Origin of the sequence: Sphingomonas faeni, from assembly GCF_023195535.1 — a bacterium.
Classification (GTDB): Bacteria; Pseudomonadota; Alphaproteobacteria; order Sphingomonadales; family Sphingomonadaceae; genus Sphingomonas; species Sphingomonas faeni_B.
This window is the reverse complement of record NZ_JALPNF010000002.1, coordinates 389767-413569: the sequence shown is the minus strand read 5'-3', so window position 1 is coordinate 413569 and position 23803 is coordinate 389767. Positions and strand designations below refer to the sequence as shown.

Below are 23803 nucleotides of genomic sequence, written 5' to 3'. Positions count from 1 at the left end.
ACAGGGATTCTCCCGATGAACACGCGCGCACTTCTCCTCGGCGGCATCTCCGCCCTCCTGCTCGGTGGTACGATGGTCGGCTGTGCGGCCACCGGCGGCGGCGTAGCGTCGGCAAGCGACCGCAGCGGCGCGTTGGCGGCCAAGGGCGCGGCGACCAACGCCGGCAAGGCGCAGACCGCGCTCGCCCGGCACGAGGGACCGGTGGCGATCGGCTATGCGGAGGGTGCGGTCGCGCTGATGCCGCAGTCAGCGGAATACCGCATGCTGCTCGGCCAGAGCTATCTGCAGGGCGGCCGTTTCACCTCGGCCTCGCGCGCGTTCGCCGATACGATCCAGCTTTCGCCGACCAACGGCAAGGCGGCGCTGAACCTTGCGCTGGCGCAGGTCGCGACAGGCGATTGGCAAGCGGCCCGGCAGACGCTGGCGGCGCATGCGGCGATCATCCCGGCGCCCGATCGCGGGCTGGCCCTGTCGCTGGCGGGGGATACGGCGGGCGGGATCGCGCTGCTGACCGAGGTCGCGCGGTCGCCCGACACGAATGCGAAGGTCCGGCAGAATCTGGCGCTCAGTTTCGCGCTGGCGGGCCGCTGGCAGGAGGCGCGCGTGGTCGCCGCGGCGGACATGGCGCCGGCCGATGTCGACGCACGGCTCGCGCAATGGGCACTGTTCGCACAGCCGGCGACCGCGTCGGACCAGGTGGCGAGTCTGCTCGGCGTGCGGGCGGTGGCGGACGCCGGCCAGCCGGTCGCGCTGGCGCTGAACGCTCCGGCATCAGTGGCGACGGGTGTTCCCGAGCAAGCCTTGGCGGCGGTGGAGCCGGTCGCTCCGCAGACCGACGCCGTACCGGTCGAGGTCGCCTCGGCGCCGGCTGCTGGGTTCTCGAAGGTGTCGTTCGGACCGCGGCAGGAGGTCGTCCAGGCGCTGCCGACGATAATGCTCCGCCCGGAAAATGGTCCGATCAAGGTTGCTTCCAACATCGCGTCGACCGGACGCGGCACGGCGACCGCGGCGTTTGAGGCGAAGGTATCGGCAACGGGCCGCTGGTATGTCCAGCTCGGCGCGTTCGAGAGCGCGGGCGTGGCCAGGGACGCCTGGGAGCGCGCCTCGCGCCGGTTTGCGATGCTCGCCGGGCATTCGCCGAACGGCATGACGTTCAAGGCGAACGGCGAGGACTTTTATCGCCTCTCGGTCGGCGGATTCAGCCGGTCGGCGGCGGACACGATGTGTCGCCAGTACCGCGCCAAGGGCGGCGCCTGCTTCGTCCGCCAGGGTGCGGGCGACGCGATGGCGCAGTGGTTGCGGAAGCCCGGGATGCAGATGGCGTCGCGGTAAGGGGGGCGCGTCGATAGAGCAACGACCACCCCGGCGAAGGCCGGGGCCCAATTGGAAAGGTCGGCGTAACGGTGGACAGCGCTCAGTTGGCGACGTTCCCCAATTGGGCCCCGGCCTGCGCCGGGGTGGTGTTGGTGGGGTGTCGCCCGCGCCTCACCGAACCTCGCGGCCACCCTTCCACAACCGCAACACGCGCCCCTGCACCGGCAAGCCATCGAACGGCGTATTCCCCGCCTCGGCCAGGAACTCTTCCCCGACGATCTGCCACGGCGCCTGTTGGTCGAACAGCATCAGGTCGGCCGGCTTGCCCACCTCCAGCGTCCCCGTATCAAGCCCCAAAACCCGCGCCGGGTTCCGCGCCAGCAGCGCGAACAGGCGTTCGAGCGTCAGCAACTCGTCGCGCACCAGCATCAGGGCGAGCGGCAGCAACGTCTCCGCACCGGCCATCCCGCTGCTCGAATCGGTGAAGGGCAGCCGCTTTTCCTCCGGCCCGCGCGGCTCGTGTCCCGAACACAGCACGTCGATCGTCCCGTCCGCGATCGCGTCCAGAGCCGCCCGTCGATCGCCCTCCGCACGCAAAGGCGGGGACAGCAGCGCGAACGACCGAAAATCGCTGACCGCGATCTCCGACAGATGCAGGTGTGCAGGCGTGATCCCGCAAGTGACCGCGACGCCGCGACGCTTGGCCGCGCGGATCAGGTCGAAGCCGGCGGCGGTCGTCACCTGGCGGATATGGATACGCGCGCCGGTATCCTCGGCGAGCATCAGGTCGCGCGCGATCGCCAGCGCTTCGGCCACCGCAGGCGCGGCGGGCAGGCCGAGCCGCGTCGCCGTCTCGCCTTCGGTCGCGACCGCGCCGGCGGTCAGTCCACCGTCCTCGGCATGCGCAATCACCGTCACGTCGAGATCGCGCGCATAGGCGAGCACGCGCCGCATCACGCCGCTGTCGGCGATCCAGTGTTTGCCCGTGCCGACCGCCTTCGCCCCCGCCGACACGCAGATCGCCATCTCGGCAAGGTCATGGCCTTCGAGCCCCCGCGTGGCAGCGGCGATCGGGTGGATCCAGAGGTCGGGCTTGCCGATCAGCGCCGCGCGCTGGACGATGCCGGGGTCGTCCAGCACCGGCGACTGGTCGGGCATGAGACCGATCCGGACGATCCCGCCGGCGCGGAACGCAGCACGGTCGACCTTGGCCACGCCGAGATCGACGATCCCCGGCGCGACGGTCTTGCCCGCACAATCGACGATCTCGGCATCCGAGGGAATGTCGACGATCCCGGTCGCGACGATCACGCCATCGCGGACCAGCACATTGCCCTTCGTCACGCCGCCGACGGGGCAGGCGAGCGTGGCGTTGGTGAGCGCAAGGATCATGCCCAGCCCTCCACGCCGCGCGCTCTTCGTGTCAGCACGTCGAGGCAGGCCATGCGGACGGCGACCCCCATCTCGACCTGTTCGGTGATCGCCGAGCGCGCATGATCCGCGACCGCCGAGTCGATCTCGACGCCGCGGTTCATCGGGCCGGGGTGCATCACCAGCGCGTCGGGCGCAGCCTTCGCCAGCCGGTCGAGCGTCAGCCCGTAGCGAAGCCGATATTCGCGCGTGGAGGGCACATAGGCGCCGTCCATCCGCTCGTTCTGGAGCCGGAGCATCATCACCACGTCGGCGCCCTCCAGCGCCTTGTCGAAATCGGTAAACGCGGTCACGCCCATTCGCTCGATCATCGGCGGCATCAGCGTTGATGGCGCACACACCCGCACCTCCGCGGCGAGCGCGGTGAGCGCCAGAATGTTCGAGCGCGCGACCCGGCTATGCAGCAGATCGCCGCAGATCACGACGCGCTGCCCCGCGATCGAGCCCTTCCGCCGCCGGATCGTCAGCGCATCAAGCAGCGCTTGCGTGGGGTGCTCATGCCGGCCATCGCCCGCGTTGAGCACCGGGCAGTCGACCTTGTCCGCGATCAACCGCACCGCGCCCGACGACATATGCCGGATCACGATCACGTCCGCGCGCATCGCGTTCAGCGTCATGGCGGTGTCGATCAGCGTCTCGCCCTTCTTCACGCTCGACTGCGCGGCGTGCATGTTGACGACGTCCGCGCCGAGCCGCTTGCCCGCGATCTCGAACGACAGCAGAGTCCGCGTCGAGTTTTCGAAGAACGCATTGATCTGGGTGAGCCCCGCGAGCCGCTTGTCGGGCGTCGCATGCGTCCGGTTCGCGCCGACCCACGTCTCCGCCTCGTCGAGCAGGAACGCGATCTCGTGCGGCTGGAGCCCGTCGATGCCGGTGAGATGCCGGTGCGGGAAGACGGCGCCGCCTTCGATGAGGGCGGCGGGGCGGTGATCTGAAGTTCGCATTAAAGCCGCGGGATAGTGGCCGCCGGGGCAGGGGGCAAGGCTTTCAAAGGCTCGCGATCCTCCCCCTTGCGGGGGAGGATCGTAGAGTATGTGGACGGGGGCGTCAGATCCGTGCCGTCACCAGCGCATCGATCGCGCCCTGGAGGATGTAGGCGGCGGCCATCTTGTCGACGAGTTCGGCACGTTTGGCGCGGCTGGCGTCCTGTTCGATCAGCGTGCGGGTGACCGCGACGGTCGACCAGCGTTCGTCCTGGAGCAAAATCGGCAGCCCCATATCCTTGAGGTTCTGCGCGAACGCGCGCGTCGATTGCGACCGCGGGCTTTCGCTGCCGTCGAGGTTGATCGGCAGGCCGATGACCAGGCCAACCACGTTCTGCACCTTGATGAGTTCGGCGAGTGCGGCCTTGTCCTTCTGGAATTTGGTGCGGCGGATCAGGATTGCGGGGCTCGCGAACGACCAGCCTGCATCGCAGAGCGCGGTGCCGATCGTCTTGGTGCCGACGTCGAGGCCGATCAGCCGGCCGCCATTGGGGAGCGCGTCGCGGAACTGCGCCGCGAAGAGCGTGATCATCGCGCGAAAGCCTTCAGGCGACGGTTGGCGTCGGCGCGGATGTTCGCCCAGAACAGGCTGTAGTCGTAGACGTGATAGTTGTTGCCGGGCAGCACGTAGGGTCCGAGGTTGGGACCTTCGCCGATCAGCAGGAATCCGCGGTCGGCGCAGCGCGCGGGCACGCTGCCGATCGCGATCGTTGCGGTCTTCAGATCGGCGGAGGGCACGAGCGTGCCGAGGTTCGCGGTCGCGGGCGCGGTCGCGTCGGCGGTGCCGGTTAGCGGGTTGGTGCACACCATCGGCGTGGCTTTCCGCGGCCGGCCGTCGAAGCCAGTGGTCTGGTCATAGGCGTCGACGATCAGCGCGGGGTCGGCGGGCTCGGCGAAACTCTCCCAGGACAGGATGCATCCGGTCTGGTCGGCGGCGCGGCATTCGGCGAGGCCCATGCGCGGCAAGTCGGTCGTGCGCGAGACGGGCCAGCCGACGACGTACGCCGCGACGATCCGCGCCTTCAGCTTGGCGTCGGTGGCGATGCGGTCGCGGAGCAGGCGGGTGAGGTGGAGCGCGCCCTGGCTATGGCCGGCGAGGATGATCGGACGGGTCGGGCCGGCTTCGGTGAGAAAACGGTCGAAGGCGGCGGACACGTCGCCATATGCCAGCGCCAGCGCGCGTTCGCTGTCGGCCTCGCTGGTCAGGAACGCGCCGAACGTCGCCTGGCGATAGCGCGGTGCCCAGATGTCACCGGCCTCGTTGAACGCGCTCGCCTGGCCGCGCAGGAACAGTTCCGCCCGCGCGTTGGTCTCGGGATCGTCGATCGGCGCGTTCCAGTGGTCGCGGTTGATGTACGAGGTCGGGTGGATGAAGAAGATCGCCGCGCCGGTGTTCGGCTTGCCGGGGGCGTAACCGGGGGGCGTCCAGAGCGCCGGATTGCCGGGCGTATCGGGCCGCGCGAGCCACATGATCTTGCGCGCGTAGATGTTGCGCGGGGCCTCGCGTTGCGCCTGGAACGTCTCGCGCGGGACCATCGCGATCCGGATCAACTCCGTCCCGTAGAGGCGATAGGCGAGCAATGCGGCGATCGCGAGGACGATCATCGCGGCAACGAAATAGAGAAATTTGCGGGCCAAGCGGGACCTTCCGTGCAGGCGGTGTCGCTCCCGTGCCGGAAGCGGGGGAAGGTTGCAACGGGCGCCTTCACGATCCTCCCCCGCCAGGGGGAGGTGGCTGGCACTTGCCAGACGGAGGGGGAGGACATGGAACAGGGTTACCCTTACCTCCCCCTCCGTCGCTTCGCGCCACCTCCCCCTGGCGGGGGAGGATTGCATCTCGGGCGGGAAACATATTGCGCCCTCGCCGCGCCGGGTGCTAGCCGCACGGCATGTCCGTAGATACTGCAACCGTGAAGCGGATCGCGAGCCTTGCGCGCATCGCGATCACCGACGAGGACGCCGCCCGCATGGCGCCGGAACTCGGAAACATCCTTGGTTGGATCGAGATGCTGGGCGAGGTCGACACGACCGGCGTCGAGCCGATGACCGCCGTCATCCCCAACACGCTGCGGCTGCGCGACGACGTCGTCAACGCCGACCCGCTGACCGGCGGCGGCATCCGCGAGCAGGTTCTGGCCAATGCCCCGGCGGCCGAACACGGATTCTTTGCCGTGCCCAAGGTGATCGAATAATGACCGACCTCACAGATATCGGGATCGCCGGCATCCGCGACGGCGTCCGCGATGGCTCCTTCAAGGCACGCGAAGTCGCTGACGCATTCATCGTAAAGGTGAGCCAGGCCAAGGCGTTGAACGCGTTTCTTGTCGAGACGCCTGAGCATGCGATCGCCGCCGCCACCGCCGCCGATACCGCGCGCGAAGCCGGCGAAACGCTCAAGCCGCTGGCCGGCGTGCCGATCGGCATGAAGGACCTGTTCTGCACGAAGGGCGTCACGACGACCGCGGCGAGCCACATCCTCGAAGGCTTCACGCCGACCTATGAATCGACTGTCTCGCAGAACCTCTGGGACGCAGGCGCGGGGATGCTCGGCAAGCTGAACATGGACCAGTTCGCGATGGGCTCGTCGAACGAAACGTCGGCGTTCGGCAACGTGATCTCACCGTGGAAGCGCAACGATGGCGGTAATGCTTCGCTGGCACCAGGCGGCTCGTCCGGCGGTTCGTCGTCGGCAGTCGCCGCACGGCTCTGCCCCGGTGCGACCGGCACCGACACCGGCGGGTCGATCCGCCAGCCCGCCGCCTTCACCGGCATCAGCGGCATCAAGCCCACCTACGGCCGCTGCTCGCGCTGGGGGACGATCGCGTTCGCCTCGTCGCTCGACCAGGCCGGGCCGATGGCGCGCGACGTTCGCGACTGCGCGATCCTGCTCGAGGCGATGGCCGGGTTCGACGCGAAGGACGGCACCTCGCTGCAGCTCGACGTGCCGAAATGGGAAGCGGGTTTGTCCGGCAATCTCAACGGCCTGCGCGTCGGTATTCCCAAGGAGTATCGCGTCGACGGGATGCCCGAGGAGATCGAGTCGCTTTGGCAGCAGGGCATCGCCTGGATGAAGGACGCCGGCGCGACGATCGTCGAGGTCTCGCTCCCGCACACCAAATACGCGCTGCCGGCCTATTACATCATCGCGCCGGCCGAAGCGTCGTCGAACCTCGCGCGCTATGACGGCGTCCGCTACGGCATCCGCGACCTGCCGACCGGTGCCGGGTTGCAGGACATGTACGCCGCGACCCGCGCCGACGGCTTCGGCCCCGAGGTGAAGCGCCGCATCATGATCGGCACCTATGTGCTGTCGGCGGGGTTCTACGACGCGTATTACACGCAGGCGCAGAAGGTCCGGACGCTGATCGCGCGCGATTTCGAGCGGGCTTGGGAGATGTGCGACGTGCTGCTGACGCCGACCGCACCCTCGGCGGCGTTCGCGCTGGGCGAGAAGTCGGCCGATCCGATCGCAATGTACCTGAACGACGTCTTCACCGTGCCGTCGTCGCTGGCGGGTCTGCCGGCGATGTCGGTGCCGGGCGGTCTCGACAAGCAGGGCCTGCCGCTGGGCTTGCAGATCATCGGCAAGCCGCTCGACGAACAAGGCGTGCTGAACGCAGGGCTCGCGATCGAACAGCGGGCAGGATTTACCGCGCGACCAGAGGCTTGGTGGTAACATGAGCGATTATCGTATCCAGGGCGACACCGGCGAGTGGGAGGTCGTGGTCGGCCTCGAAGTGCACGCGCAGGTGACGTCGAACGCCAAGCTCTTCTCGGGCGCGGCGACCGCGTTCGGCGCCGAGCCCAACACGCAGGTGAGCCTCGTCGACGCGGCGATGCCGGGCATGCTGCCGGTACCGAACCGCGAATGCATCCGCCAGGCGGTCCGCACCGGCATGGCGATCGAGGCGCAGATCAACAAATGGTCGCGGTTCGATCGCAAGAACTACTTCTACGCCGATTTGCCGCAGGGCTATCAGATCAGCCAGCTCTATCATCCGATCGTGGGTGAAGGCGCGATCGACATCAGCCTCGACGAGAAGAACCCCGACGCGACGGGCAAGCGGATCGGCGTCGAGCGCATCCATGTCGAGCAGGATGCGGGCAAGCTGATGCACGACCAGCATCCGACTCAGTCGTACGTCGATCTCAATCGGTCGGGCGTCGCGCTGATGGAGATCGTGTCGAAGCCGGATCTCGCTTCGCCAGCGGAAACAGGGGCTTACCTACGCAAGCTGCGATCGATCCTGCGCTATGTCGGGTCGTGCGACGGCAATATGGAAGAAGGCTCGATGCGCGCCGACGTCAACGTCAGCGTGCGCAAGCCCGGCGACGAACTGGGCACGCGGACCGAGACGAAGAACGTCAACTCGGTGCGCTTCGTGATGGCGGTGGTCGAGCAGGAGGCCAAGCGCCAGGTCGAGGTGCTGGAGGCCGGCGGCAAGATCCAGCAGGAAACGCGGCTCTACGATCCCGACCGCAACGAGACGCGCTCGATGCGGTCGAAGGAAGACGCGCATGATTACCGCTACTTCCCTGATCCCGATCTTTTGCCGCTGGTGCTCGACGATGCGTTTCTGGCCGAGTGCCGGGCTTCGCTGCCGGAGTTGCCGGACGCGAAGCGCGCGCGATACGAAGCGTTGGGAATCGCGCCGTATCAGGCGACGGTGCTGACCGCCGAGGTCGAGGCAGCACGGTGGTTCGACGCGTTGTTGGGTGCAGGCGTGAAGCCGGCGGCGGCGGCGAACTGGACGACGTCGGAGTTGTTCGGCGCGCTGAACCGGACGGGCAGGGACATCGAGAACTCGCCGGTGTCGCCGGCGCAGGCGGCGGAATTGCTGGGTCTGATCGCGGACGGCACGCTGTCGGGGAGCTTGGCCAAGCAGGTGTTCGAGGTGATGCTCGAAACTGGCGACGGCGCGGCGAAGGTGGTCGAGGATCGCGGGTTGAAGCAGACCAGCGATACCGGCGCGATCGAGGCCGTGATCGCCGAGGTTATGGCGGCGAATGCGGACAAGGTCGCCGATTATCGCGGTGGCAAGGACAAGCTGTTCGGGTTCTTCGTGGGCCAGACGATGAAGGCTATGGGGGGGAAGGCTAATCCTGCCGTGGTGAACGAGGTGCTGAAGGGGGCGCTCGGGGAGTCGGTGGCTTCGTAAGCTCTCGAACGTTTCTCCCGCGCGCTACCTCCCTCCCGCCCCTTTCCGTTCTCCCGCGAAAGCGGGAGTCCAGGATAACGGAGCGCAGCGCTGCTTGATTCCTGGGCCCCCGCGTTCGCGAGGGAAATAGCGGAAGTTTAGTTCGCCCGCTTCCACCACGCCCCACCCCGGCGAAGGCCGGGGCCCAGTTGGGGGACTTCGCTGATTGAGGGCGACGCACCGTTACTGCGACCTTTCCAACTGGGCCCCGGCCTTCGCCGGGGTGGCGGTAGTTGGGGCGGAGTTGGAGTGAAAATGGTAGCGGAGAAGGGGAGGGGGCTTATGTGCCATCCACCTTCTGCGGATGATGCGGCACCAAAATAAGCGTGTTCTCCTCCACGCGCCACGACGCCAGCCGCGACAGGAAGTTCATCCCCAGCACGTTGGTATCCCCAAACGCCGGCGACACCACCACCTGCAAGTCGCGCGCGACGATCGCGCCCAGCTTCAGCGCGGCGATCTTTCCGGTCTTGGCCGCGATCGAACCGTTGGCGGTCTGCAACACGATCGGCACCACGCCGACCCGCGCGTCGATTCCCGCAGCATCCGCCGTTGTCTCCGAAATCGCTGTGATCGTCGCGCCGCTGTCGATCAGCAGGCGTCGACTCACCCCGTCGATCGTCGCGCGCGCCCAGAAATGTCCGTCCGGCGACATGCGGATGCGGACCTCACCGCCGACCACCTGCTGGTCCTCGATCTTCAGGAACCGCGCGATCTTGCCGACATACGGATCGAACTGGCGACGCTGATCGACCGCAACGAACAAAAGTCCGACGAGCACGAGCGTCATTGCCAGATTGACGAGCGTTCGAATGATGGGGATGCGCTGCGCTACGATCAGCAGCAATACGGCCAGCCCGAGCGCGACATAAAGGCTCTGATGCTCGGCGAAGGTAGGTATGGTGGAAATTATCGGATCCTGATCGGCGGGAATGGCTGCGTATCAGCTAGCCACCCCCACCTGTATGGTCGCTGACGCGGACTTACTGCGCGTCGCCGTCCTGGTTCTTCACATCGCCGCCGGACCCGCCAACCCCGTCGGGCAAGCCAGTATCGGTGAACGTCTCGGGCTCGTCGCCGCCGTCACCGCGCTCGACCGCGTCGGAGCGCGACTTCACCGCCTGTTCGATGTCGCTGCGGGTATCCTCGTCACGATCCTCGGGAAGCGTGTCCGGATTCGTGCCGGGATGCGGATCGGCCATGCTCAGAACTCAGGCTGCACGGGCGCGGGATCGTTCGACGGCGTGCCGGGGGCGGGGATGTCGATATCCGGTGCGGGCGGGTTGAACTCGGGCGGCGGTGCGGTCGGCTCGACCGGGGGCGTCGGGGTCGGGAATTCTGCCGGGGGTTGGGTAGCCATGATGTCTCTCCTTCTGGATGCCCAACGCGCGGAGTCGGACGGAGTTGCCGGGCGGAGTTGCCTATGTGCTTGCCCCCGCATGCATCGTTGGTATAGACGCGCCCGCTACGGCGATGTCCTGTGCGGGCGTGGCGGAACTGGTAGACGCGCTTGGTTTAGGTCCAAGTATCGCAAGATGTGGGGGTTCGAGTCCCTTCGCCCGCACCAGCCCGCCCGCAGGCGAGGCGACCGCCTGACGAAATTATCCCGAATGCTCTTATAACAAAGGCCGGACATGCAGACTGTCGAGACGTTGAACGAGGGCCTCAAGCGCGCCTTTACGCTCACCATCACCGCGAAGGATATCGATGCCAAGGTCGATGTCGAGCTGAAGCGCCTCGCGCCGCAGATGAAGATGCCGGGCTTCCGTCCGGGCAAGGTGCCGGCGAACCTCATCCGCAAGATGCACGGCCCGGCGCTGACGCAGGACGCGCTGAACGCGGCGATCCAGGAGGGCGTCCAGACGCTCGTCGCCGAGAAGCAGCTTCGCCCGGCGATGCAGCCCTCGGTCGAGCTCGAAGACGGCTATGACCTCGGCAAGGACGCCGTGGTCAAGGTCGAGATGGAGGTCCTGCCCCAGGTCCCCGCGCCCGCGATCGACGGTCTGAAGCTCGAGCGCCTGACCGTGCCCGTCGCGGACGAGGCGGTCACCGAGCAGCTCCAGAAGTTCGCCGACCAGCAGAAGAAGTGGGACGACGCGGCCGACGATTACGTCGCCAAGATGGGTGATCTCGTCACCGTCGATTTCGTCGGCAAGACCGCCGACGGCGTCGCGTTCGAGGGTGGCACCGGCACCGACATGGGCGTCGAGCTGGGCGCGGGTCGCCTGATCCCTGGTTTCGAGGACCAGCTCGTCGGCGTGAAGACCGGCGACGACAAGGTCCTGAACGTGACCTTCCCCGAGGAGTATCAGGAGAAGTCGCTCGCGGGTCAGCCGGCGACGTTCGACATCACCGTCAAGTCGGTGAAGACCGCGGGCGAGAGCAAGATCGACGAGGATCTGGCCAAGTCGCTTGGTCTCGAGAGCCTCGAGCAGCTCACGGGCCTGCTCAAGGGCCAGATCGAGCAGGAGCATAACGGCCTCACGCGCACCCACATGAAGCGCAAGCTGCTCGACCAGCTCGCCGAGGGTCATGACTTCGAGGTTCCCCCGTCGATGGTCGAGGCCGAGTTCAACCAGATCTGGTCGCAGCTCCAGCACGAAGCCACGCACGAGGCCGACCCCGAGGCCGCAATGGCCGAGATGGAAGGCGAGCGTGACGATTACCGCAAGATCGCCGAGCGTCGCGTACGCCTGGGCCTGCTCCTGTCGGAAATCGGCCAGGCGAACGGCGTCGAGGTTTCGAACCAGGAAATGCAGCGTCTGATGGCGCAGGCTGCCCAGCAATATCCTGCCGAGCAGCGTCAGCAGTTCATGCAGTATATCCAGCAGGAGCCGATGGCGGCCGCTCAGCTGCGTGCGCCGCTGTACGAGGACAAGGTCGTCGACTTCCTGTTCGAGAAGGCCGAGATCACCGACCGCGACGCCACGCGTGAGGAGCTTGAGGCTGCGATCGAGAGCGAGGACGGTTTCGCGAGCGGCACGCACACGCATGATCACGACAATCACAAGCCGAAGAAGAAGGCTGCTGCCAAGAAGAAGCCCGCTGCTTCTGACGAAGCCGTGACGGACGAGGCGCCTGCTTCGGACGCCGCGGCAGACGCCAAGCCCGCCAAGAAGGCGCCTGCCAAGAAGAAGGCGGCCCCTGTCGAAGCCGAGACGGCCGTGACGGAATCGTCGCCGGTTGCTGCCGAGAACGCAGAGGGCACCGAAGCTGCCGACGCACCGGTGAAGAAGCCGGCCGCGAAGAAGCCAGCTGCCAAGAAGGCTGCGACCAAGACCGAAGCATAACGCTTCCCCCCGTCATGCCGGCTCGTTCCGGCATCCACCGTTCCGCACACTCTCAAGCCGATGAGTGTGCGGAACGGTGGACCCCGGAACGGGTCCGGGGTGACGGATTGGGTAGGGCCGGTACCTTATAATACCACCTCCCCGGCGGAGGCCGGGGCCCAGTTGGAAAGGTAGCTGTAACGGCGCGCAAAGCTCCGTTATGGACCTTCCCCAACTGGGCCCGGCCTCCGCCGGGGAAGTGCGTTTTGGGATGGTTCGGTGACTGACGTTTTGCCTGCTGCTCGACCTCCGATGTCATCTTCAACTCCGCAAGGGCAGGGCATGACCGAACCGAGAATCGCCGTCCTGCTCCCGTGCTACAACGAGGAAGCCGCGATCGCGCAGACGATCGCCGGATTCCGCGAGGCGCTCCCGGGCGCCATCATCTACGTCTACGACAACAACAGCGCCGACCGCACGATCGAGGTCGCGCGCGCCGCCGGTGCTGTCGTCCGGACCGAGCGCATCCAGGGCAAGGGCGCCGTCGTGCGCCGCATGTTCGCCGACATCGACGCCGACATCTACGTGATGGCGGACGGCGACGCGACCTACGACGCCGCCTCCGCCCCGCACCTGGTCGCTCGCGTCCTCGACGAGCAGCTCGACATGGTCGTCGGCTCGCGCATTAGCCAGATCGAGCTCGCCTATCGCCGCGGGCATCGGTTCGGCAACGCGCTGCTCACCGGCATGCTCGCCCGCCTCTTCGGGCGGAGTTTTACCGACATCCTCTCGGGCTACAGGGTGTTCTCGCGCCGGTTCGTGAAGAGCTTCCCGTCGCTGTCGGCCGGGTTCGAGATCGAGACCGAGATCAGCGTCCACGCGCTGGAACTCAAGATGCCGATCGGCGAGGTCGAGACGCCCTATTATGCGCGCCCCGAAGGCTCCGAATCGAAGCTCAGCACCTATGGCGACGGCTGGCGCATCCTGCGCACGATCATGACTCTCTACCGGATCGAGCGGCCGCTGTGGTTCTTCGGGATCATCGGCGGCGTGTTCGGGACGCTCGCGCTGATCCTCGGCATCCCGCTGGTGCTGACCTATATCGAGATCCACCAGGTCCCGCGTTTCCCGACCGCGATCCTGATCACCGGCCTCGGCATCTTCGCCGCGCTGAACGTCTTCACGGGGTTGATCCTCGACACGGTCGTAAGAGGCCGCCGCGAAGTGCGACGTCTCGCATACCTGGCCTACCCAGCCCCGGGCATCTGACTCCCGCGCCATCCGGTTCTTGTAATCCTCTCCCGCAAGGGGGAGGTGGCTGGCCCTTGCCAGACGGAGGGGGAGGCGGCGATGACCGCGGTTTCGTGTCCTCCCCCTCCGTCGCCTTCGACGCCCCCTCCCCCTGGCGGGGGAGGATCGCTCAGCGTCTCTCACTCCCCGGTGGGAGAGGTGCGAAGGGCTTGAACTCCCCTTCCGGACCGCCGATGTTAGCGGTTCACTGGGGCATAAGAGAGATTTCCATGCACAATCCGTTCGAGACCGGCGATTTCGCGAGCCCGTTGGCCAGCGCCGGGCTCGGCCTGCAGCAGACGCACGCAGGCCTGGTTCCCATCGTCATCGAGCAGTCGAACCGCGGCGAGCGCTCGTTCGACATCTTCTCGCGCCTCCTGCGCGAACGCATCATCTTCGTGACCGGTGGCGTCGAGGACGGCATGGCCTCGCTGATCACCGCGCAGCTGCTCTTCCTCGAGTCCGAGAACCCGAAGAAGGACATCTTCATGTACATCAACTCGCCGGGCGGCGTCGTCACGGCGGGCATGGCGATCCACGACACGATGCAGTATATCCGGCCACGCGTCGGCACGGTCTGCGTCGGCCAGGCGGCGTCGATGGGCAGCTTCCTGCTTGCATCGGGCGAGCCTGGTATGCGCGTCGCGATGACCAACGCGCGTATCATGATCCATCAGCCATCGGGTGGTGCACAGGGCATGGCCAGCGACATCGAGATTCAGGCCCGCGAGATCCTGCGGATTCGTAAGCGCATGAACGAGCTGTATGCCAAGTACACCGGCCAGCCGATCGAGGAGATCGAGCGCAAGATGGACCGCGACACGTTCCTCGAGGCCGAAGAGGCGAAGAGCTTCGGTCTTGTCGACGAGGTGTTCGACAAGCGTCCCGCCGTCGCCGACGATACGACTAAGCCGGCCTAACCGGGGCCCGCGTAAGGCGAATCGTAAGCCAAGCGGGTTTATTTGATTGAAGGAACTCCGGGGCGCGTTACGGTAGCGGCCCCGGAAACGGCACGTGCACCGACATGCGCGAGAGGTGATTGAATGACGAAGCTGAGCGGTGGCGATTCGAAGAGCACCCTCTATTGCTCGTTCTGCGGCAAGTCGCAGCATGAGGTGCGCAAGCTGATTGCGGGTCCAACCGTGTTCATCTGCGACGAGTGCGTCGAACTTTGCAACGACATCATCCGTGAGGAGACGAAGTCGGCATTGGTGTCCAAGAAGGACGGCGGCGTGCCGACTCCGCAGGAAATCTGCGACGTCCTCGACGATTACGTGATTGGCCAGAAGCGCGCCAAGCGCGTGCTGTCGGTGGCGGTGCACAATCACTACAAGCGGCTCAACCACGGTGCCAAGGGTGCCGATGTCGAGCTGTCCAAGTCGAACATCCTGCTCGTCGGTCCGACCGGTTGCGGCAAGACTTTGCTCGCGCAGACGCTCGCCCGCATCCTCGACGTGCCGTTCACGATGGCCGATGCGACGACGCTGACCGAAGCGGGTTACGTCGGCGAGGATGTCGAGAACATCATTCTCAAGCTGCTCCAGGCGTCGGACTACAACGTCGAGCGGGCGCAGCGCGGGATCGTCTATATCGACGAGATCGACAAGATTTCGCGCAAGGCCGAGAACCCCTCGATCACGCGCGACGTGTCGGGCGAAGGCGTGCAGCAGGCGTTGCTCAAGCTGATGGAAGGGACGACTGCCAGCGTTCCTCCGCAGGGTGGTCGCAAGCATCCGCAGCAGGAATTCCTGCAGGTGGACACGACCAACATCCTGTTCATCTGCGGTGGTGCGTTCTCGGGTCTCGAGAAGATCATCGGCGATCGCCTCCAGGGCAAGTCGATCGGCTTCGGCGCGTATGTCGCCGGACCCGACGAGCGCAAGACGGGCGAGACGCTGAAGTCGGTCGAGCCCGAGGACCTGCTGAAGTTCGGTCTGATCCCCGAGTTCGTCGGTCGTCTGCCGGTGATCGCGACGCTCGAGGATCTCGATGTCGACGCGCTGGTGAAGATCCTGAAGGAGCCGAAGAACGCGCTGGTCAAGCAGTACCAGAAGCTCTTCGAGATGGAGGACGTCGCGCTCGGCTTCACCGACGACGCGCTGGTGTCGGTCGCCAAGAAGGGCATCGAACGCAAGACCGGCGCGCGCGGGCTTCGCTCGATCCTGGAGAGCATCCTGCTCGACACGATGTTCGACCTGCCCGGCATGGACGGCGTCGACGAGGTGATGATCGACAAGGACGTGATCGAAGGCCGCAAGGAACCGATCCGGGTTTATGCGGAGAAGAAGAAGACCGGCGACGCTGCTTAAGGCTTTGCTCGTTTGAGATAAGGGAAAGGGCGTCGAGCGATCGGCGCCTTTTTTCGGTTTTGGTGAGAGCGTTCGGTACGCAAACGCCCCACCCGTTGGGGTGAAGCTCGCCCATAAAACCCGATACGTCATCCTGACGAAAGTCAGGACCCAGAGCCAAGAAGACCTGCGCTTTGTACCCCGCATCCTGACTTTCGTCAGGATGACGGGTGGCATCGGCCCGGCTGAGATCGCTTCGATCCTCCCCTGCAAGGGGAGGTGGCAGCGCAGGGCGCTGACGGAGGGGTGACCCGCTATCGGTAGGCCATCACCCCTCCGACGCTTCGCGCCACCTCCCCTTACAGGGGAGGATCTCTTACCGAGTCTGATCGACCGCCCCGTCGTCACCTTTGGTCGTGGGCAGGGTGAGGGCGGCCCTGTAACTACATCTGCGAGGTCAAAAGCCGAACTCGCTCCAGATCCTTCGGACGCCCGAACAGCCTGAGCATCCCGGCTAACTCCGCGCGCTCTGGCACATAGACAGCGCACCCTTCGACGCGAATCGGCACGCGCGTCCTTGGCAAAACCTCTGTCCACCCACCTGCGGTCTCAACATGAAACCCCGCCATGATCTCGACGACCAGAGGTGGCGTCTCCCACCGTCCGAACAGCGTCGATCTAAAAAGCGAACTCGCGCCGTCCTCGATCGGTGTGATGCCGAGTGCATCCATCAGTCGCCGGGCATCGCCGACGCTCATAACAACATCGACATCGCCAACCTCGACCGGCGTCACCCCGTGCAGCGCCACCGCCGCGCTCGCAATGACCCACCACGGGTCCCGCGCGTCGCGGGTCGCCTCCGCCACCATGACCAGCGTTTTGTGAAGATCGGGCGGCAGCATCGCCGCAACCTAGCCGATCCTCACCCCGCCGCAATCGATCCGACTCGGACCCTTATCGTCCCCTCACGCATTCGTTGTCCAAGTGGAACGAGGGAGCATGCATGACGATCGAAGTGGCCGACCGACCGAACGAACACGTGGTAGAAACAATGCCAGACCGCATGGCCCTTCCGATCTGGACGCTGATCGCCCCGGTTCTCGGCCTCGTCGCGGTTCTCGTCGGGCTCGCCAAGATGGGCACGCTCGGCACCGCCGCCGCCGTGATCGTGCTGATCGGCAGCGTGCTCGCCGCGGTCCATCATGCCGAAGTGATCGCGCACAAGGTCGGCGAACCGTTCGGTACGCTCGTCCTCGCGATCGCCGTCACCGTGATTGAGGTATCGCTGATCGTCTCGCTGATGCTCTCCAACGCGGGCGACGCGACCACGCTTGCGCGCGACACGGTGTTCGCGGCGATCATGATCATCCTCAACTTCATCATCGGTATCTGCCTGCTCGCGGGCGCGGTACGGCATCATGAGCAGCGCTTTACGCTGAAGGGCATGACCGCGGCGCTTGGCGTGCTGGCGGCGATGGCGGTGCTGTCGCTCGTCCTGCCCAACTATACGTCGTCGACCTCGGGGCCGACCTATGCGGCGTCGCAGCTGATGTTCGTCGCGGTGGTGTCGCTGATCCTCTACGGTACGTTCGTGCTGGTGCAGACGGTGCGCCACCGCGACTATTTCCTGCCATCGACCGACGACAAGGACGATCACGCCGCGCCGCCATCGGCGCGCGCGACGGGAATCGCGTTTGCGGCGTTGCTGGTCGCGCTGGTCTCGGTGGTGCTGCTTGCCAAGACGCTGTCGCCGACGATCGAGGCCGCGGTGCTCGGCGCTGGCCTGCCACTGACCGTGGTCGGTGTCGTAATCGCCGCGCTGGTGCTCGCGCCCGAAAGTCTCGCTGCGTACAAGTCCGCACGGCGCAACAGGCTGCAGACCAGCCTCAACCTCGCGCTCGGTTCTGCGCTGGCCACCATCGGCCTGACGATCCCGAGCGTGGCGATCGTGTCGCTAGTGCTCGACCTGCCGATCGCGCTCGGAATCGATGCGAAGAGCATGACGCTGCTCGCGCTGTCGCTGTTCGTGGCGACACTGTCGCTCGGCACCGGGCGGACGACAGTGCTGCAAGGTGTCGTCCACCTCGTGATCTTCGCCGCCTACCTGTTCACGACGGTGGTGCCCTGAACTCAGGGGCCTTGCGTCGACAGATAGGCGATGACGTCGGCGCGGTCCTTCGGGTCGGACAGGCCCGCGAACCCCATCGTGGTACCGGGCACCATCCGCCGCGGATTGGCTAGCCATCGATCCATGCGCTCGGCGTCCCATGTGCCGCCGAGCGCTTTCAGTCCGGCGGTATACGAGAAGCGCGTACGCCGCTCGCCGACCGGGCCGCCCATCACCCCATAGAGATTAGGCCCGTCGGTGTCGGTCGCATATTGGCCGATCGTGTGACACGCGGTGCAGCGCCGGAACACGCGCTTGCCGTCGGCGATCCGGTCGCTCGCGGCATCCGGACCCGACCCGCATCCGGCCAGCGCGAGCGCCAGCAGAACCCAGCCCGCCGCCTTCATCGCTTCTGCCGCGCCGCCAAGGCAAGACCGGCAGCGATCTGTACCACCGCATAAAGACGCCGCCGACCGGGGCGATCGACGAACGGCGCAACCAGTTTTTCGGTACCGAGCGCATCGTCCTTCCAGAGATCGACGTGCCGGCGCGGCTGGAGCAGGCCGATCAAGCCGTCCCCGACCATGAAGATCGCCGCCATTTCCGCCGCGCGGGAAAGCCACGGCCCGTTCTCCTGCGGATGCAGGAGGCCAGGAGTCTCGGGCGGTGTCGCTTGGAATCCGTCTTCGCGGAGGAACGGCTGCTGAGTCATTGCGTCTTCCCCTTAGCGGCTTGCGCGGACTTCCAGGCGGCGACGTCCTCCAGCGCGACACTCCGCCGCAGGACCAGTGCATCCGGATCGACCACGACATGCGCGCCGGCCGGCACCGACAGGCTGGCTGTGCCGCCGGTCATCGGCAAAGTCCGCGTCTTGCCGTCGACCTCCACCTCAACCGGCAGCGGGAAAGGCCCATTACCCGGCACCTTCCACGCCAGCGCCAGCGTATTCCCGGTCCGCGTCTCGATCAGTTCGGGCAGCGCCGCCTGCCGGAGATACACGTCGAAGAACCACGTATAATCCTTTCCCGTCACCTTGCGGACGAGCGCCTCATATTCCTTCGTCGACCCGAACCGCGGCGCAAAATTCCCCGGCTTCGGATCCGCGCGCCCGTACACCGCGAGCCGCGTCACGTCGAAGAACGCCCTGTCGCCGATCAGCCCGCGCAGCGTGTGGAGCATCCACGAACCCTTGTAATAGATGTCCTGCCCAGCCCCGCCCTTGTCGAGCTCGTACACCTCCTCCTCAGTGGTGACGCGCTGCTGCGTGATCGGCTTGCGGTTCATGATCGATGCGCGCTCGGTCTGCATCATCGCTGCATAGCGCGCACGCCCCTCGCGCCACTGGCCGTAAAGCGGCTGCATGTAGGTGCCATAGCCCTCGTGCAGCCAGTAATCGTCCCAGTTCGCCGCGGTCAGCTGGTTGCCGAACCACTCATGCGCAAACTCATGTTGGAACAGCCAGTCGAACCCCTCCGGCGCCTTCTCATAGCCGTTGCCGTAGGCGTTGATCGTCTGGTGCTCCATGCCCTTGTGCGGCGTCTCGACCACGCCGAGCTTCTCGTCGCCGAACGGGTAGGGGCCGATCATGCTCTCGAAGAAATCGAGCGTCGGCGCGAACTCCGCGAACAGCTTCTCCGCCTGCGGTTTTTCGCCCGGAAGGTACCAGTAATACATCGGGATGCTGTTGCCGAAGCGGCTCTTGTAGGCGCCGCTGATCTCTTCATACGGCCCGACGTTCAGCGCGATGCCGTAGGTGTTGGGGTGCTTGGCGCGCCAATTCCACGTCGTCCGCCCGTCCGCCAGCGTATCGACGCCGAGCAGCACGCCGTTCGAGGGCGCCTTCAGCCCCTTCGGCACAGTGATGTGCAGCGTCACCAGAGCGGGCTCGCCGGTCGGGAAGTCGAGGCACGGCCAGAACAGGTCGCAGCCATAGCCTTCCGCGGTCGTCGCGAACCAGGTCCGGTCATCGGGTGTCTTCGACCAGACCATCCCGTCGTCCCACGGCGCCTTCACCGCGACGTGCGGCGTGCCGCCATAGGTGATCTTCGCGGTGACTTTCCCGCCGGCCGGGACGGGCTTTGGCAGCGTAATCGTCAGCCGGCCTTCGGGATTGGTCCACGCCGAGGGAGCGAGCGGCACGCCGTCGATCGAGATCGCGCTGACCGGTAGGTTACGGTCGAGGTCGATCGGCAGCCGGGTGAGGGGGGCTTTCGCGGTGAAGACCAAGGTCGCCACGCCGTTCAGGCTTTCCATCTCGGGCAACACCTCGAACGCGAGATCGGCGCTGTCGAAGCGCAGCGCGGTCTGCTCGGGAGTTAGCATTCCGCCTGAGCGCTGCGTCTGCGCAGTAATCGCGGGCTCGCCCTTTTTGGGAAGTGGCGCGGCGGCGAGGAGCGCGGTGGCGCTTGCGGCGAGAAGAAAACGCAAGATCATGTCGCGTTCTCGCGCTTGGGCGGCTCGCATACAAGTGCGATCCGGTACCTTCGTTTCTCCTGCGAACGCAGGAGCCCAGGATCACGAATACCGCCGCTCGTTACCCTGGACTCCTGCGTTCGCAGGAGAACCGCTGGCGCTTGGGCAACGCGCGAAAACCCCTAACCACCGCCAACCAATTGATGGACGCTTCATCCTCACCATATAAGCTACAGACTATGCCCCCATGCAGGCACCCACCGGAGCGTTCATGACCCAGTACCCCGTCCTTCCCCTTCGCGACATCGTCGTCTTCCCGCACATGATCGTGCCGCTGTTCGTCGGCCGCGATAAGTCCGTTGCCGCGCTCGAAGCGGCGATGGCGGCGGACAAGGAGATCTATCTCGTCGCGCAGGTCGATCCCGCCGAGGACGATCCCGCACGCGACGACCTGTATTCGATGGGCGTCACCGCGACCGTCCTGCAGCTGTTGAAGCTGCCCGACGGCACCGTTCGCGTGCTGGTCGAGGGCAAGCAGCGCGCGACGCTGGAGACGCTGGACGAGAGCGGCGAGTTCCTGACCGCCACGGTCGAGACGGTCGCCGACGCCGAGGTCGAGGGCCCCGAGGTTACCGCGCTGATGCGCTCCGTCGTCGAGCAGTTCGAGAATTACGCCAAGCTCAACCGCAAGCTCTCGTCTGAAACGACGGTGCAGCTGTCGGAGATCGACGAGCCGTCGAAGCTTTCCGATGCGGTGATCGCCAACGTCCAGATCAAGGTCGCCGAAAAGCAGGCGATGCTGATCGAGACCAACCCGTCGAAGCGCCTCGAAATGGCGATGACGGCGATGGAGGGCGAGCTGGGCGTCCTGCAGGTCGAGAAGAAGATCAAGAGTCGCGTCAAGCGCCAGATGGAGAAGACGCAGCGCGAATATTACCTCAACGAGCAGTTGAAGGCGATCCAGCGCGAGCTCGGCAACGAGGATGGCGAGGGTGAAGGCGACGAGATCGCCGAACTGACGCAGAAGATCGCGACGCTCAAGATGAGCAAGGAAGCGCGCGGCAAGGCGACGTCCGAGCTGAAGAAGCTCAAGACGATGGCACCGATGAGCGCCGAGGCGACCGTCGTGCGCAATTATCTCGACGTGCTGCTCGGGCTCCCCTGGGGCAAGAAGTCGAAGATCAAGAAGGACATCGCCGCCGCACAGGTGACGCTGGACGAGGATCATTACGCGCTCGAGAAGGTCAAGGACCGGATCGTCGAGTATCTCGCCGTGCAGGCGCGCACCAACAAGCTGAAGGGGCCGATCCTGTGCCTCGTCGGCCCTCCAGGCGTCGGCAAGACCTCGCTCGGCAAGTCGATCGCCAAGGCGACCGGGCGCGAGTTCATCCGCCAGTCGCTCGGCGGCGTGCGTGACGAAGCCGAGATCCGCGGCCATCGCCGCACCTATATCGGCTCAATGCCGGGCAAGATCGTCTCGAACCTGAAAAAGGCCGGCACGTCGAACCCGCTGTTCCTGCTCGACGAGATCGACAAGCTCGGCCAGGACTTCCGCGGCGATCCGGCCTCGGCGCTGCTGGAGGTCCTCGACCCCGAACAGAACGGCAAGTTCCAGGATCATTACCTGGAGGTCGACATCGACCTGTCGGACGTGATGTTCGTGTGCACCGCGAACTCGCTCAACCTGCCGCAGGCGCTGCTAGACCGGATGGAGATCATCCGCCTGGAGGGCTATACCGAGGACGAGAAGGTCGAGATCGCCGAGCGTCACCTGGTCGAGAAGCAGATCGAGGCGCACGGCCTGAAGCCGGGCGAGTTCACGCTGACGCAGGAAGGCCTGCGCACGCTGATCCAGCAATACACGCGCGAAGCTGGCGTGCGTACGCTCGAGCGCGAGATCGCCAAGCTGTGCCGCAAGGCGCTGCGCCAGATCCTCGAGAACAAGACCACCAGCGTCACGATCACGCCCGAGAACGTCGGCGACTATGCTGGCGTGCAGAAGTATCGCCACGGCCTCAGCGAGACCGAGAACCAGATCGGTGCGGTCACCGGGCTCGCCTGGACCGAGGTCGGCGGCGAGCTGCTGACGATCGAGAGCGTGACGGTCGCGGGCAAGGGCCAGGCCAAGCTCACCGGTACGCTCGGCGACGTGATGAAGGAATCGATCGAGACCGCGTTCAGCTATGTGAAGGCCCGTGCGCCCAGCTACGGGATCAAGCCGAGCCTGTTCGCGCGCAAGGACATCCACATCCATCTGCCCGAGGGTGCGGTGCCGAAGGATGGTCCGTCGGCGGGGATCGGCATGGTCACGTCGATCGTCTCGACGCTGACCGGCGTGCCGATCCGGCGCGAGGTGGCGATGACCGGCGAGGTCACGCTGCGTGGTCGCGTGCTACCGATCGGTGGGCTCAAGGAGAAGCTGCTGGCGGCGCTGCGGGGCGGGATCGAGACGGTGCTGATCCCGGCCGAGAACGAGAAGGACCTCGCGGAGATCCCGGCCAACATCAAGGCGGGGCTGAAGATCATCCCGGTCAAGCATGTCGACGAGGTGCTCCGTCTGGCGCTCACTGAGCCGCTCGAAGCGATCGAGTGGACCGATGCGGACGAACTGGCGGCACTGCCACCGGCGCCGATCGCGCCGGTCGGGGGTGGCCTGCACCACTGATCTACGTTGGTCCTAAAAGACTAAACGCGGCGGTTTCGTTTGACACAAAGCGAAGCCGCCGCATTATTGCGCGCTGACTGCGGCTGCGAGTCCATTGCGGCCGATTCTAGTTTTCCGGGGGATACAGATGAACAAGCAGGAGCTGATCGCGACGGTTGCCGACACGTCCGGGCTGGTCAAGGCCGACGCGGTCAAGGCCGTCGAGGCGGTGTTCGACGCGATTGAGGCATCGTTGAAGAAGGGCGACGAGGTTCGCCTGGTCGGTTTCGGCACGTTCTCGATCTCGAAGCGCAAGGCGTCGACCGGCCGCAATCCCCGGACCGGCGAACCGATGACGATCAAGGCCTCGACCCAGCCGAAGTTCAAGGCGGGCAAAGGCCTCAAGGACGCGGTCAACTGACAAGCTTTCAATCCTCCCCCGCCAGGGGGAGGTGGCAGGCGGTAGCCTGACGGATGGGGCGGTAAGCGACACCCTTCGTTGCGTAGTCCTCCCCCTCCGTCGCCTTTGGCGCCACCTCCCCCTCGCGGGGGAGGATCGAAGGGATCGCCATCGAAAGGGCTGGACAGGTGGACAGGGTCTGCCTAAAGGCCCGCTTCCGAACCAGTTTCGGGCGCGTAGCTCAGTGGTAGAGCACACCCTTCACACGGGTGGGGTCGCTGGTTCAATCCCAGCCGCGCCCACCAGATTTACGCCGGTCCCTTTGCACGAAGGGGCCGGCGTTGCTGTTTCTGGCACCGGTTTTGGCCTCCCGATTAGCGCGATAGGCCGTCGAACATCGCCCGTCATCCTGACGAAAGTCAGGACCCAGAGCCATGCAGTGCAACGCCCGTTACCCTGGATCCTGA

At 65.9% G+C, this 23803-nt stretch carries 22 protein-coding genes and 2 tRNA genes; 13 read left to right on the top strand and 11 right to left on the bottom strand.

Going from position 1 to position 23803, the window contains the following annotated elements:
- The first annotated feature begins 15 nt into the window (after positions 1-15).
- Positions 16-1332 carry an SPOR domain-containing protein gene (locus SPHN_RS06350; protein WP_248522028.1) on the top strand — a complete coding sequence of 439 codons (1317 nt, stop codon included), beginning with the start codon at positions 16-18 and terminating at the stop codon, positions 1330-1332.
- A 153-nt stretch (positions 1333-1485) separates the two neighbouring features.
- On the opposite strand, the gene SPHN_RS06345 is transcribed toward SPHN_RS06350, so the two are convergent.
- From SPHN_RS06345 to SPHN_RS06330, 4 genes are all read right to left on the bottom strand, one after another.
- Entirely contained in the window at positions 1486-2706 is a 1221-nt protein-coding gene (locus SPHN_RS06345; protein WP_248522027.1) for a dihydroorotase, read from the bottom strand.
- Complete coding sequence (locus SPHN_RS06340) at positions 2703-3689, bottom strand: aspartate carbamoyltransferase catalytic subunit (RefSeq protein ID WP_056048137.1); 987 nt, start codon at positions 3687-3689, stop codon at positions 2703-2705. The genes SPHN_RS06345 and SPHN_RS06340 overlap by 4 nt, the downstream gene beginning before the upstream one ends.
- Before the next feature lie 103 nt (positions 3690-3792).
- The gene (gene ruvX / locus SPHN_RS06335) at positions 3793-4260 is read right to left on the bottom strand and encodes a Holliday junction resolvase RuvX (RefSeq protein WP_248522026.1); all 468 of its coding nucleotides are present in this window, start codon (positions 4258-4260) and stop codon (positions 3793-3795) included.
- Positions 4257-5366: a DUF3089 domain-containing protein gene (locus SPHN_RS06330; RefSeq protein ID WP_248522024.1), complete on the bottom strand. Its 1110-nt coding sequence runs from the start codon at positions 5364-5366 to the stop codon at positions 4257-4259. Before SPHN_RS06330 ends, ruvX begins: the two co-directional genes overlap by 4 nt.
- Before the next feature lie 251 nt (positions 5367-5617).
- Between SPHN_RS06330 and gatC the strand changes: the two genes are divergently transcribed.
- The 3 genes from gatC to gatB are packed head-to-tail and all read left to right on the top strand — an operon-like array spanning position 5618 to position 8887.
- Positions 5618-5920: an Asp-tRNA(Asn)/Glu-tRNA(Gln) amidotransferase subunit GatC gene (gatC, locus tag SPHN_RS06325; RefSeq protein ID WP_248522022.1), complete on the top strand. Its 303-nt coding sequence runs from the start codon at positions 5618-5620 to the stop codon at positions 5918-5920.
- A complete protein-coding gene (gene gatA / locus SPHN_RS06320; RefSeq protein WP_248522020.1) occupies positions 5920-7404 on the top strand; it encodes an Asp-tRNA(Asn)/Glu-tRNA(Gln) amidotransferase subunit GatA in 1485 nt (494 codons plus the stop codon). Before gatC ends, gatA begins: the two co-directional genes overlap by 1 nt.
- A gap of 1 nt (position 7405) precedes the next feature.
- Positions 7406-8887: an Asp-tRNA(Asn)/Glu-tRNA(Gln) amidotransferase subunit GatB gene (gatB, locus tag SPHN_RS06315; RefSeq protein WP_248522018.1), complete on the top strand. Its 1482-nt coding sequence runs from the start codon at positions 7406-7408 to the stop codon at positions 8885-8887.
- A 319-nt stretch (positions 8888-9206) separates the two neighbouring features.
- On the opposite strand, the gene SPHN_RS06310 is transcribed toward gatB, so the two are convergent.
- The 3 genes from SPHN_RS06310 to SPHN_RS06300 form a co-directional block, all read right to left on the bottom strand.
- A complete protein-coding gene (locus SPHN_RS06310; protein ID WP_248522016.1) occupies positions 9207-9773 on the bottom strand; it encodes a retropepsin-like aspartic protease family protein in 567 nt (188 codons plus the stop codon).
- Between the two features lie 136 nt (positions 9774-9909).
- Entirely contained in the window at positions 9910-10128 is a 219-nt protein-coding gene (locus SPHN_RS06305; protein ID WP_248522014.1) for a hypothetical protein, read from the bottom strand.
- A 2-nt stretch (positions 10129-10130) separates the two neighbouring features.
- Positions 10131-10286, bottom strand: a complete 156-nt coding sequence (locus tag SPHN_RS06300; protein WP_248522013.1) for a hypothetical protein — start codon at positions 10284-10286, stop codon at positions 10131-10133.
- Between the two features lie 122 nt (positions 10287-10408).
- Here SPHN_RS06300 and SPHN_RS06295 point away from each other — a divergent pair.
- The 5 genes from SPHN_RS06295 (at position 10409) to clpX (ending at position 15794) form a co-directional block, all read left to right on the top strand.
- Positions 10409-10493, top strand: a tRNA-Leu gene (locus SPHN_RS06295).
- A gap of 67 nt (positions 10494-10560) precedes the next feature.
- The gene (tig, locus tag SPHN_RS06290; RefSeq protein ID WP_248522011.1) at positions 10561-12216 is read left to right on the top strand and encodes a trigger factor; all 1656 of its coding nucleotides are present in this window, start codon (positions 10561-10563) and stop codon (positions 12214-12216) included.
- A 321-nt stretch (positions 12217-12537) separates the two neighbouring features.
- Positions 12538-13464 carry a glycosyltransferase family 2 protein gene (locus tag SPHN_RS06285; RefSeq protein ID WP_248522009.1) on the top strand — a complete coding sequence of 309 codons (927 nt, stop codon included), beginning with the start codon at positions 12538-12540 and terminating at the stop codon, positions 13462-13464.
- A 251-nt stretch (positions 13465-13715) separates the two neighbouring features.
- On the top strand, positions 13716-14405 hold the full coding sequence (locus SPHN_RS06280; RefSeq protein WP_248522007.1) for an ATP-dependent Clp protease proteolytic subunit: 690 nt from the start codon (positions 13716-13718) through the stop codon (positions 14403-14405).
- 123 nt (positions 14406-14528) lie between these two features.
- The gene (clpX, locus tag SPHN_RS06275; RefSeq protein ID WP_056048170.1) at positions 14529-15794 is read left to right on the top strand and encodes an ATP-dependent Clp protease ATP-binding subunit ClpX; all 1266 of its coding nucleotides are present in this window, start codon (positions 14529-14531) and stop codon (positions 15792-15794) included.
- Positions 15795-16216: 422 nt separating this feature from the next.
- Here the strand turns inward: clpX and SPHN_RS06270 are convergent, their stop codons facing one another.
- A complete protein-coding gene (locus SPHN_RS06270) occupies positions 16217-16675 on the bottom strand; it encodes a hypothetical protein (RefSeq protein WP_248522005.1) in 459 nt (152 codons plus the stop codon).
- A gap of 101 nt (positions 16676-16776) precedes the next feature.
- On the opposite strand from SPHN_RS06270, the gene SPHN_RS06265 reads away from it, so the two are divergent.
- Complete coding sequence (locus SPHN_RS06265) at positions 16777-17901, top strand: calcium:proton antiporter (protein ID WP_248522003.1); 1125 nt, start codon at positions 16777-16779, stop codon at positions 17899-17901.
- Between the two features lie 2 nt (positions 17902-17903).
- Here the strand turns inward: SPHN_RS06265 and SPHN_RS06260 are convergent, their stop codons facing one another.
- From SPHN_RS06260 to SPHN_RS06250, 3 genes are read right to left on the bottom strand one after another with little or no spacing between them, the layout of a single operon-like run.
- The gene (locus SPHN_RS06260) at positions 17904-18287 is read right to left on the bottom strand and encodes a c-type cytochrome (protein WP_248522001.1); all 384 of its coding nucleotides are present in this window, start codon (positions 18285-18287) and stop codon (positions 17904-17906) included.
- The gene (locus tag SPHN_RS06255; protein ID WP_248521999.1) at positions 18284-18592 is read right to left on the bottom strand and encodes a hypothetical protein; all 309 of its coding nucleotides are present in this window, start codon (positions 18590-18592) and stop codon (positions 18284-18286) included. Before SPHN_RS06255 ends, SPHN_RS06260 begins: the two co-directional genes overlap by 4 nt.
- Positions 18589-20313, bottom strand: coding sequence for a M1 family metallopeptidase (locus SPHN_RS06250; RefSeq protein WP_248521997.1), 1725 nt, complete (start codon positions 20311-20313; stop codon positions 18589-18591). Before SPHN_RS06250 ends, SPHN_RS06255 begins: the two co-directional genes overlap by 4 nt.
- Positions 20314-20563: 250 nt before the next feature.
- Between SPHN_RS06250 and lon the strand changes: the two genes are divergently transcribed.
- The 3 genes from lon (at position 20564) to SPHN_RS06235 (ending at position 23641) form a co-directional block, all read left to right on the top strand.
- Positions 20564-22957 (top strand): endopeptidase La, encoded by a 2394-nt coding sequence (gene lon / locus SPHN_RS06245; RefSeq protein ID WP_248521995.1) that lies wholly within the window; start codon positions 20564-20566, stop codon positions 22955-22957.
- A 127-nt stretch (positions 22958-23084) separates the two neighbouring features.
- Positions 23085-23357 carry an HU family DNA-binding protein gene (locus SPHN_RS06240; RefSeq protein ID WP_056048186.1) on the top strand — a complete coding sequence of 91 codons (273 nt, stop codon included), beginning with the start codon at positions 23085-23087 and terminating at the stop codon, positions 23355-23357.
- A 209-nt stretch (positions 23358-23566) separates the two neighbouring features.
- Positions 23567-23641 (top strand) — tRNA-Val (locus SPHN_RS06235).
- The last annotated feature ends 162 nt before the right edge of the window (positions 23642-23803 follow it).

Bases quoted from the DNA above. Each gene is read 5' to 3' on its own strand.
- SPHN_RS06350 (WP_248522028.1), top strand. From the start codon at position 16: ATGAACACGCGCGCACTTCTCCTCGGCGGCATCTCCGCCCTCCTGCTC.
- SPHN_RS06345 (WP_248522027.1), bottom strand. From the start codon at position 2,706: ATGATCCTTGCGCTCACCAACGCCACGCTCGCCTGCCCCGTCGGCGGC.
- SPHN_RS06340 (WP_056048137.1), bottom strand. From the start codon at position 3,689: ATGCGAACTTCAGATCACCGCCCCGCCGCCCTCATCGAAGGCGGCGCC.
- ruvX (WP_248522026.1), bottom strand. From the start codon at position 4,260: ATGATCACGCTCTTCGCGGCGCAGTTCCGCGACGCGCTCCCCAATGGC.
- gatC (WP_248522022.1), top strand. From the start codon at position 5,618: ATGTCCGTAGATACTGCAACCGTGAAGCGGATCGCGAGCCTTGCGCGC.
- gatA (WP_248522020.1), top strand. From the start codon at position 5,920: ATGACCGACCTCACAGATATCGGGATCGCCGGCATCCGCGACGGCGTC.
- gatB (WP_248522018.1), top strand. From the start codon at position 7,406: ATGAGCGATTATCGTATCCAGGGCGACACCGGCGAGTGGGAGGTCGTG.
- SPHN_RS06305 (WP_248522014.1), bottom strand. From the start codon at position 10,128: ATGGCCGATCCGCATCCCGGCACGAATCCGGACACGCTTCCCGAGGAT.
- SPHN_RS06300 (WP_248522013.1), bottom strand. From the start codon at position 10,286: ATGGCTACCCAACCCCCGGCAGAATTCCCGACCCCGACGCCCCCGGTC.
- tig (WP_248522011.1), top strand. From the start codon at position 10,561: ATGCAGACTGTCGAGACGTTGAACGAGGGCCTCAAGCGCGCCTTTACG.
- SPHN_RS06285 (WP_248522009.1), top strand. From the start codon at position 12,538: ATGACCGAACCGAGAATCGCCGTCCTGCTCCCGTGCTACAACGAGGAA.
- SPHN_RS06280 (WP_248522007.1), top strand. From the start codon at position 13,716: ATGCACAATCCGTTCGAGACCGGCGATTTCGCGAGCCCGTTGGCCAGC.
- clpX (WP_056048170.1), top strand. From the start codon at position 14,529: ATGACGAAGCTGAGCGGTGGCGATTCGAAGAGCACCCTCTATTGCTCG.
- SPHN_RS06270 (WP_248522005.1), bottom strand. From the start codon at position 16,675: ATGCTGCCGCCCGATCTTCACAAAACGCTGGTCATGGTGGCGGAGGCG.
- SPHN_RS06265 (WP_248522003.1), top strand. From the start codon at position 16,777: ATGACGATCGAAGTGGCCGACCGACCGAACGAACACGTGGTAGAAACA.
- SPHN_RS06260 (WP_248522001.1), bottom strand. From the start codon at position 18,287: ATGAAGGCGGCGGGCTGGGTTCTGCTGGCGCTCGCGCTGGCCGGATGC.
- SPHN_RS06255 (WP_248521999.1), bottom strand. From the start codon at position 18,592: ATGACTCAGCAGCCGTTCCTCCGCGAAGACGGATTCCAAGCGACACCG.
- SPHN_RS06250 (WP_248521997.1), bottom strand. From the start codon at position 20,313: ATGATCTTGCGTTTTCTTCTCGCCGCAAGCGCCACCGCGCTCCTCGCC.
- lon (WP_248521995.1), top strand. From the start codon at position 20,564: ATGACCCAGTACCCCGTCCTTCCCCTTCGCGACATCGTCGTCTTCCCG.
- SPHN_RS06240 (WP_056048186.1), top strand. From the start codon at position 23,085: ATGAACAAGCAGGAGCTGATCGCGACGGTTGCCGACACGTCCGGGCTG.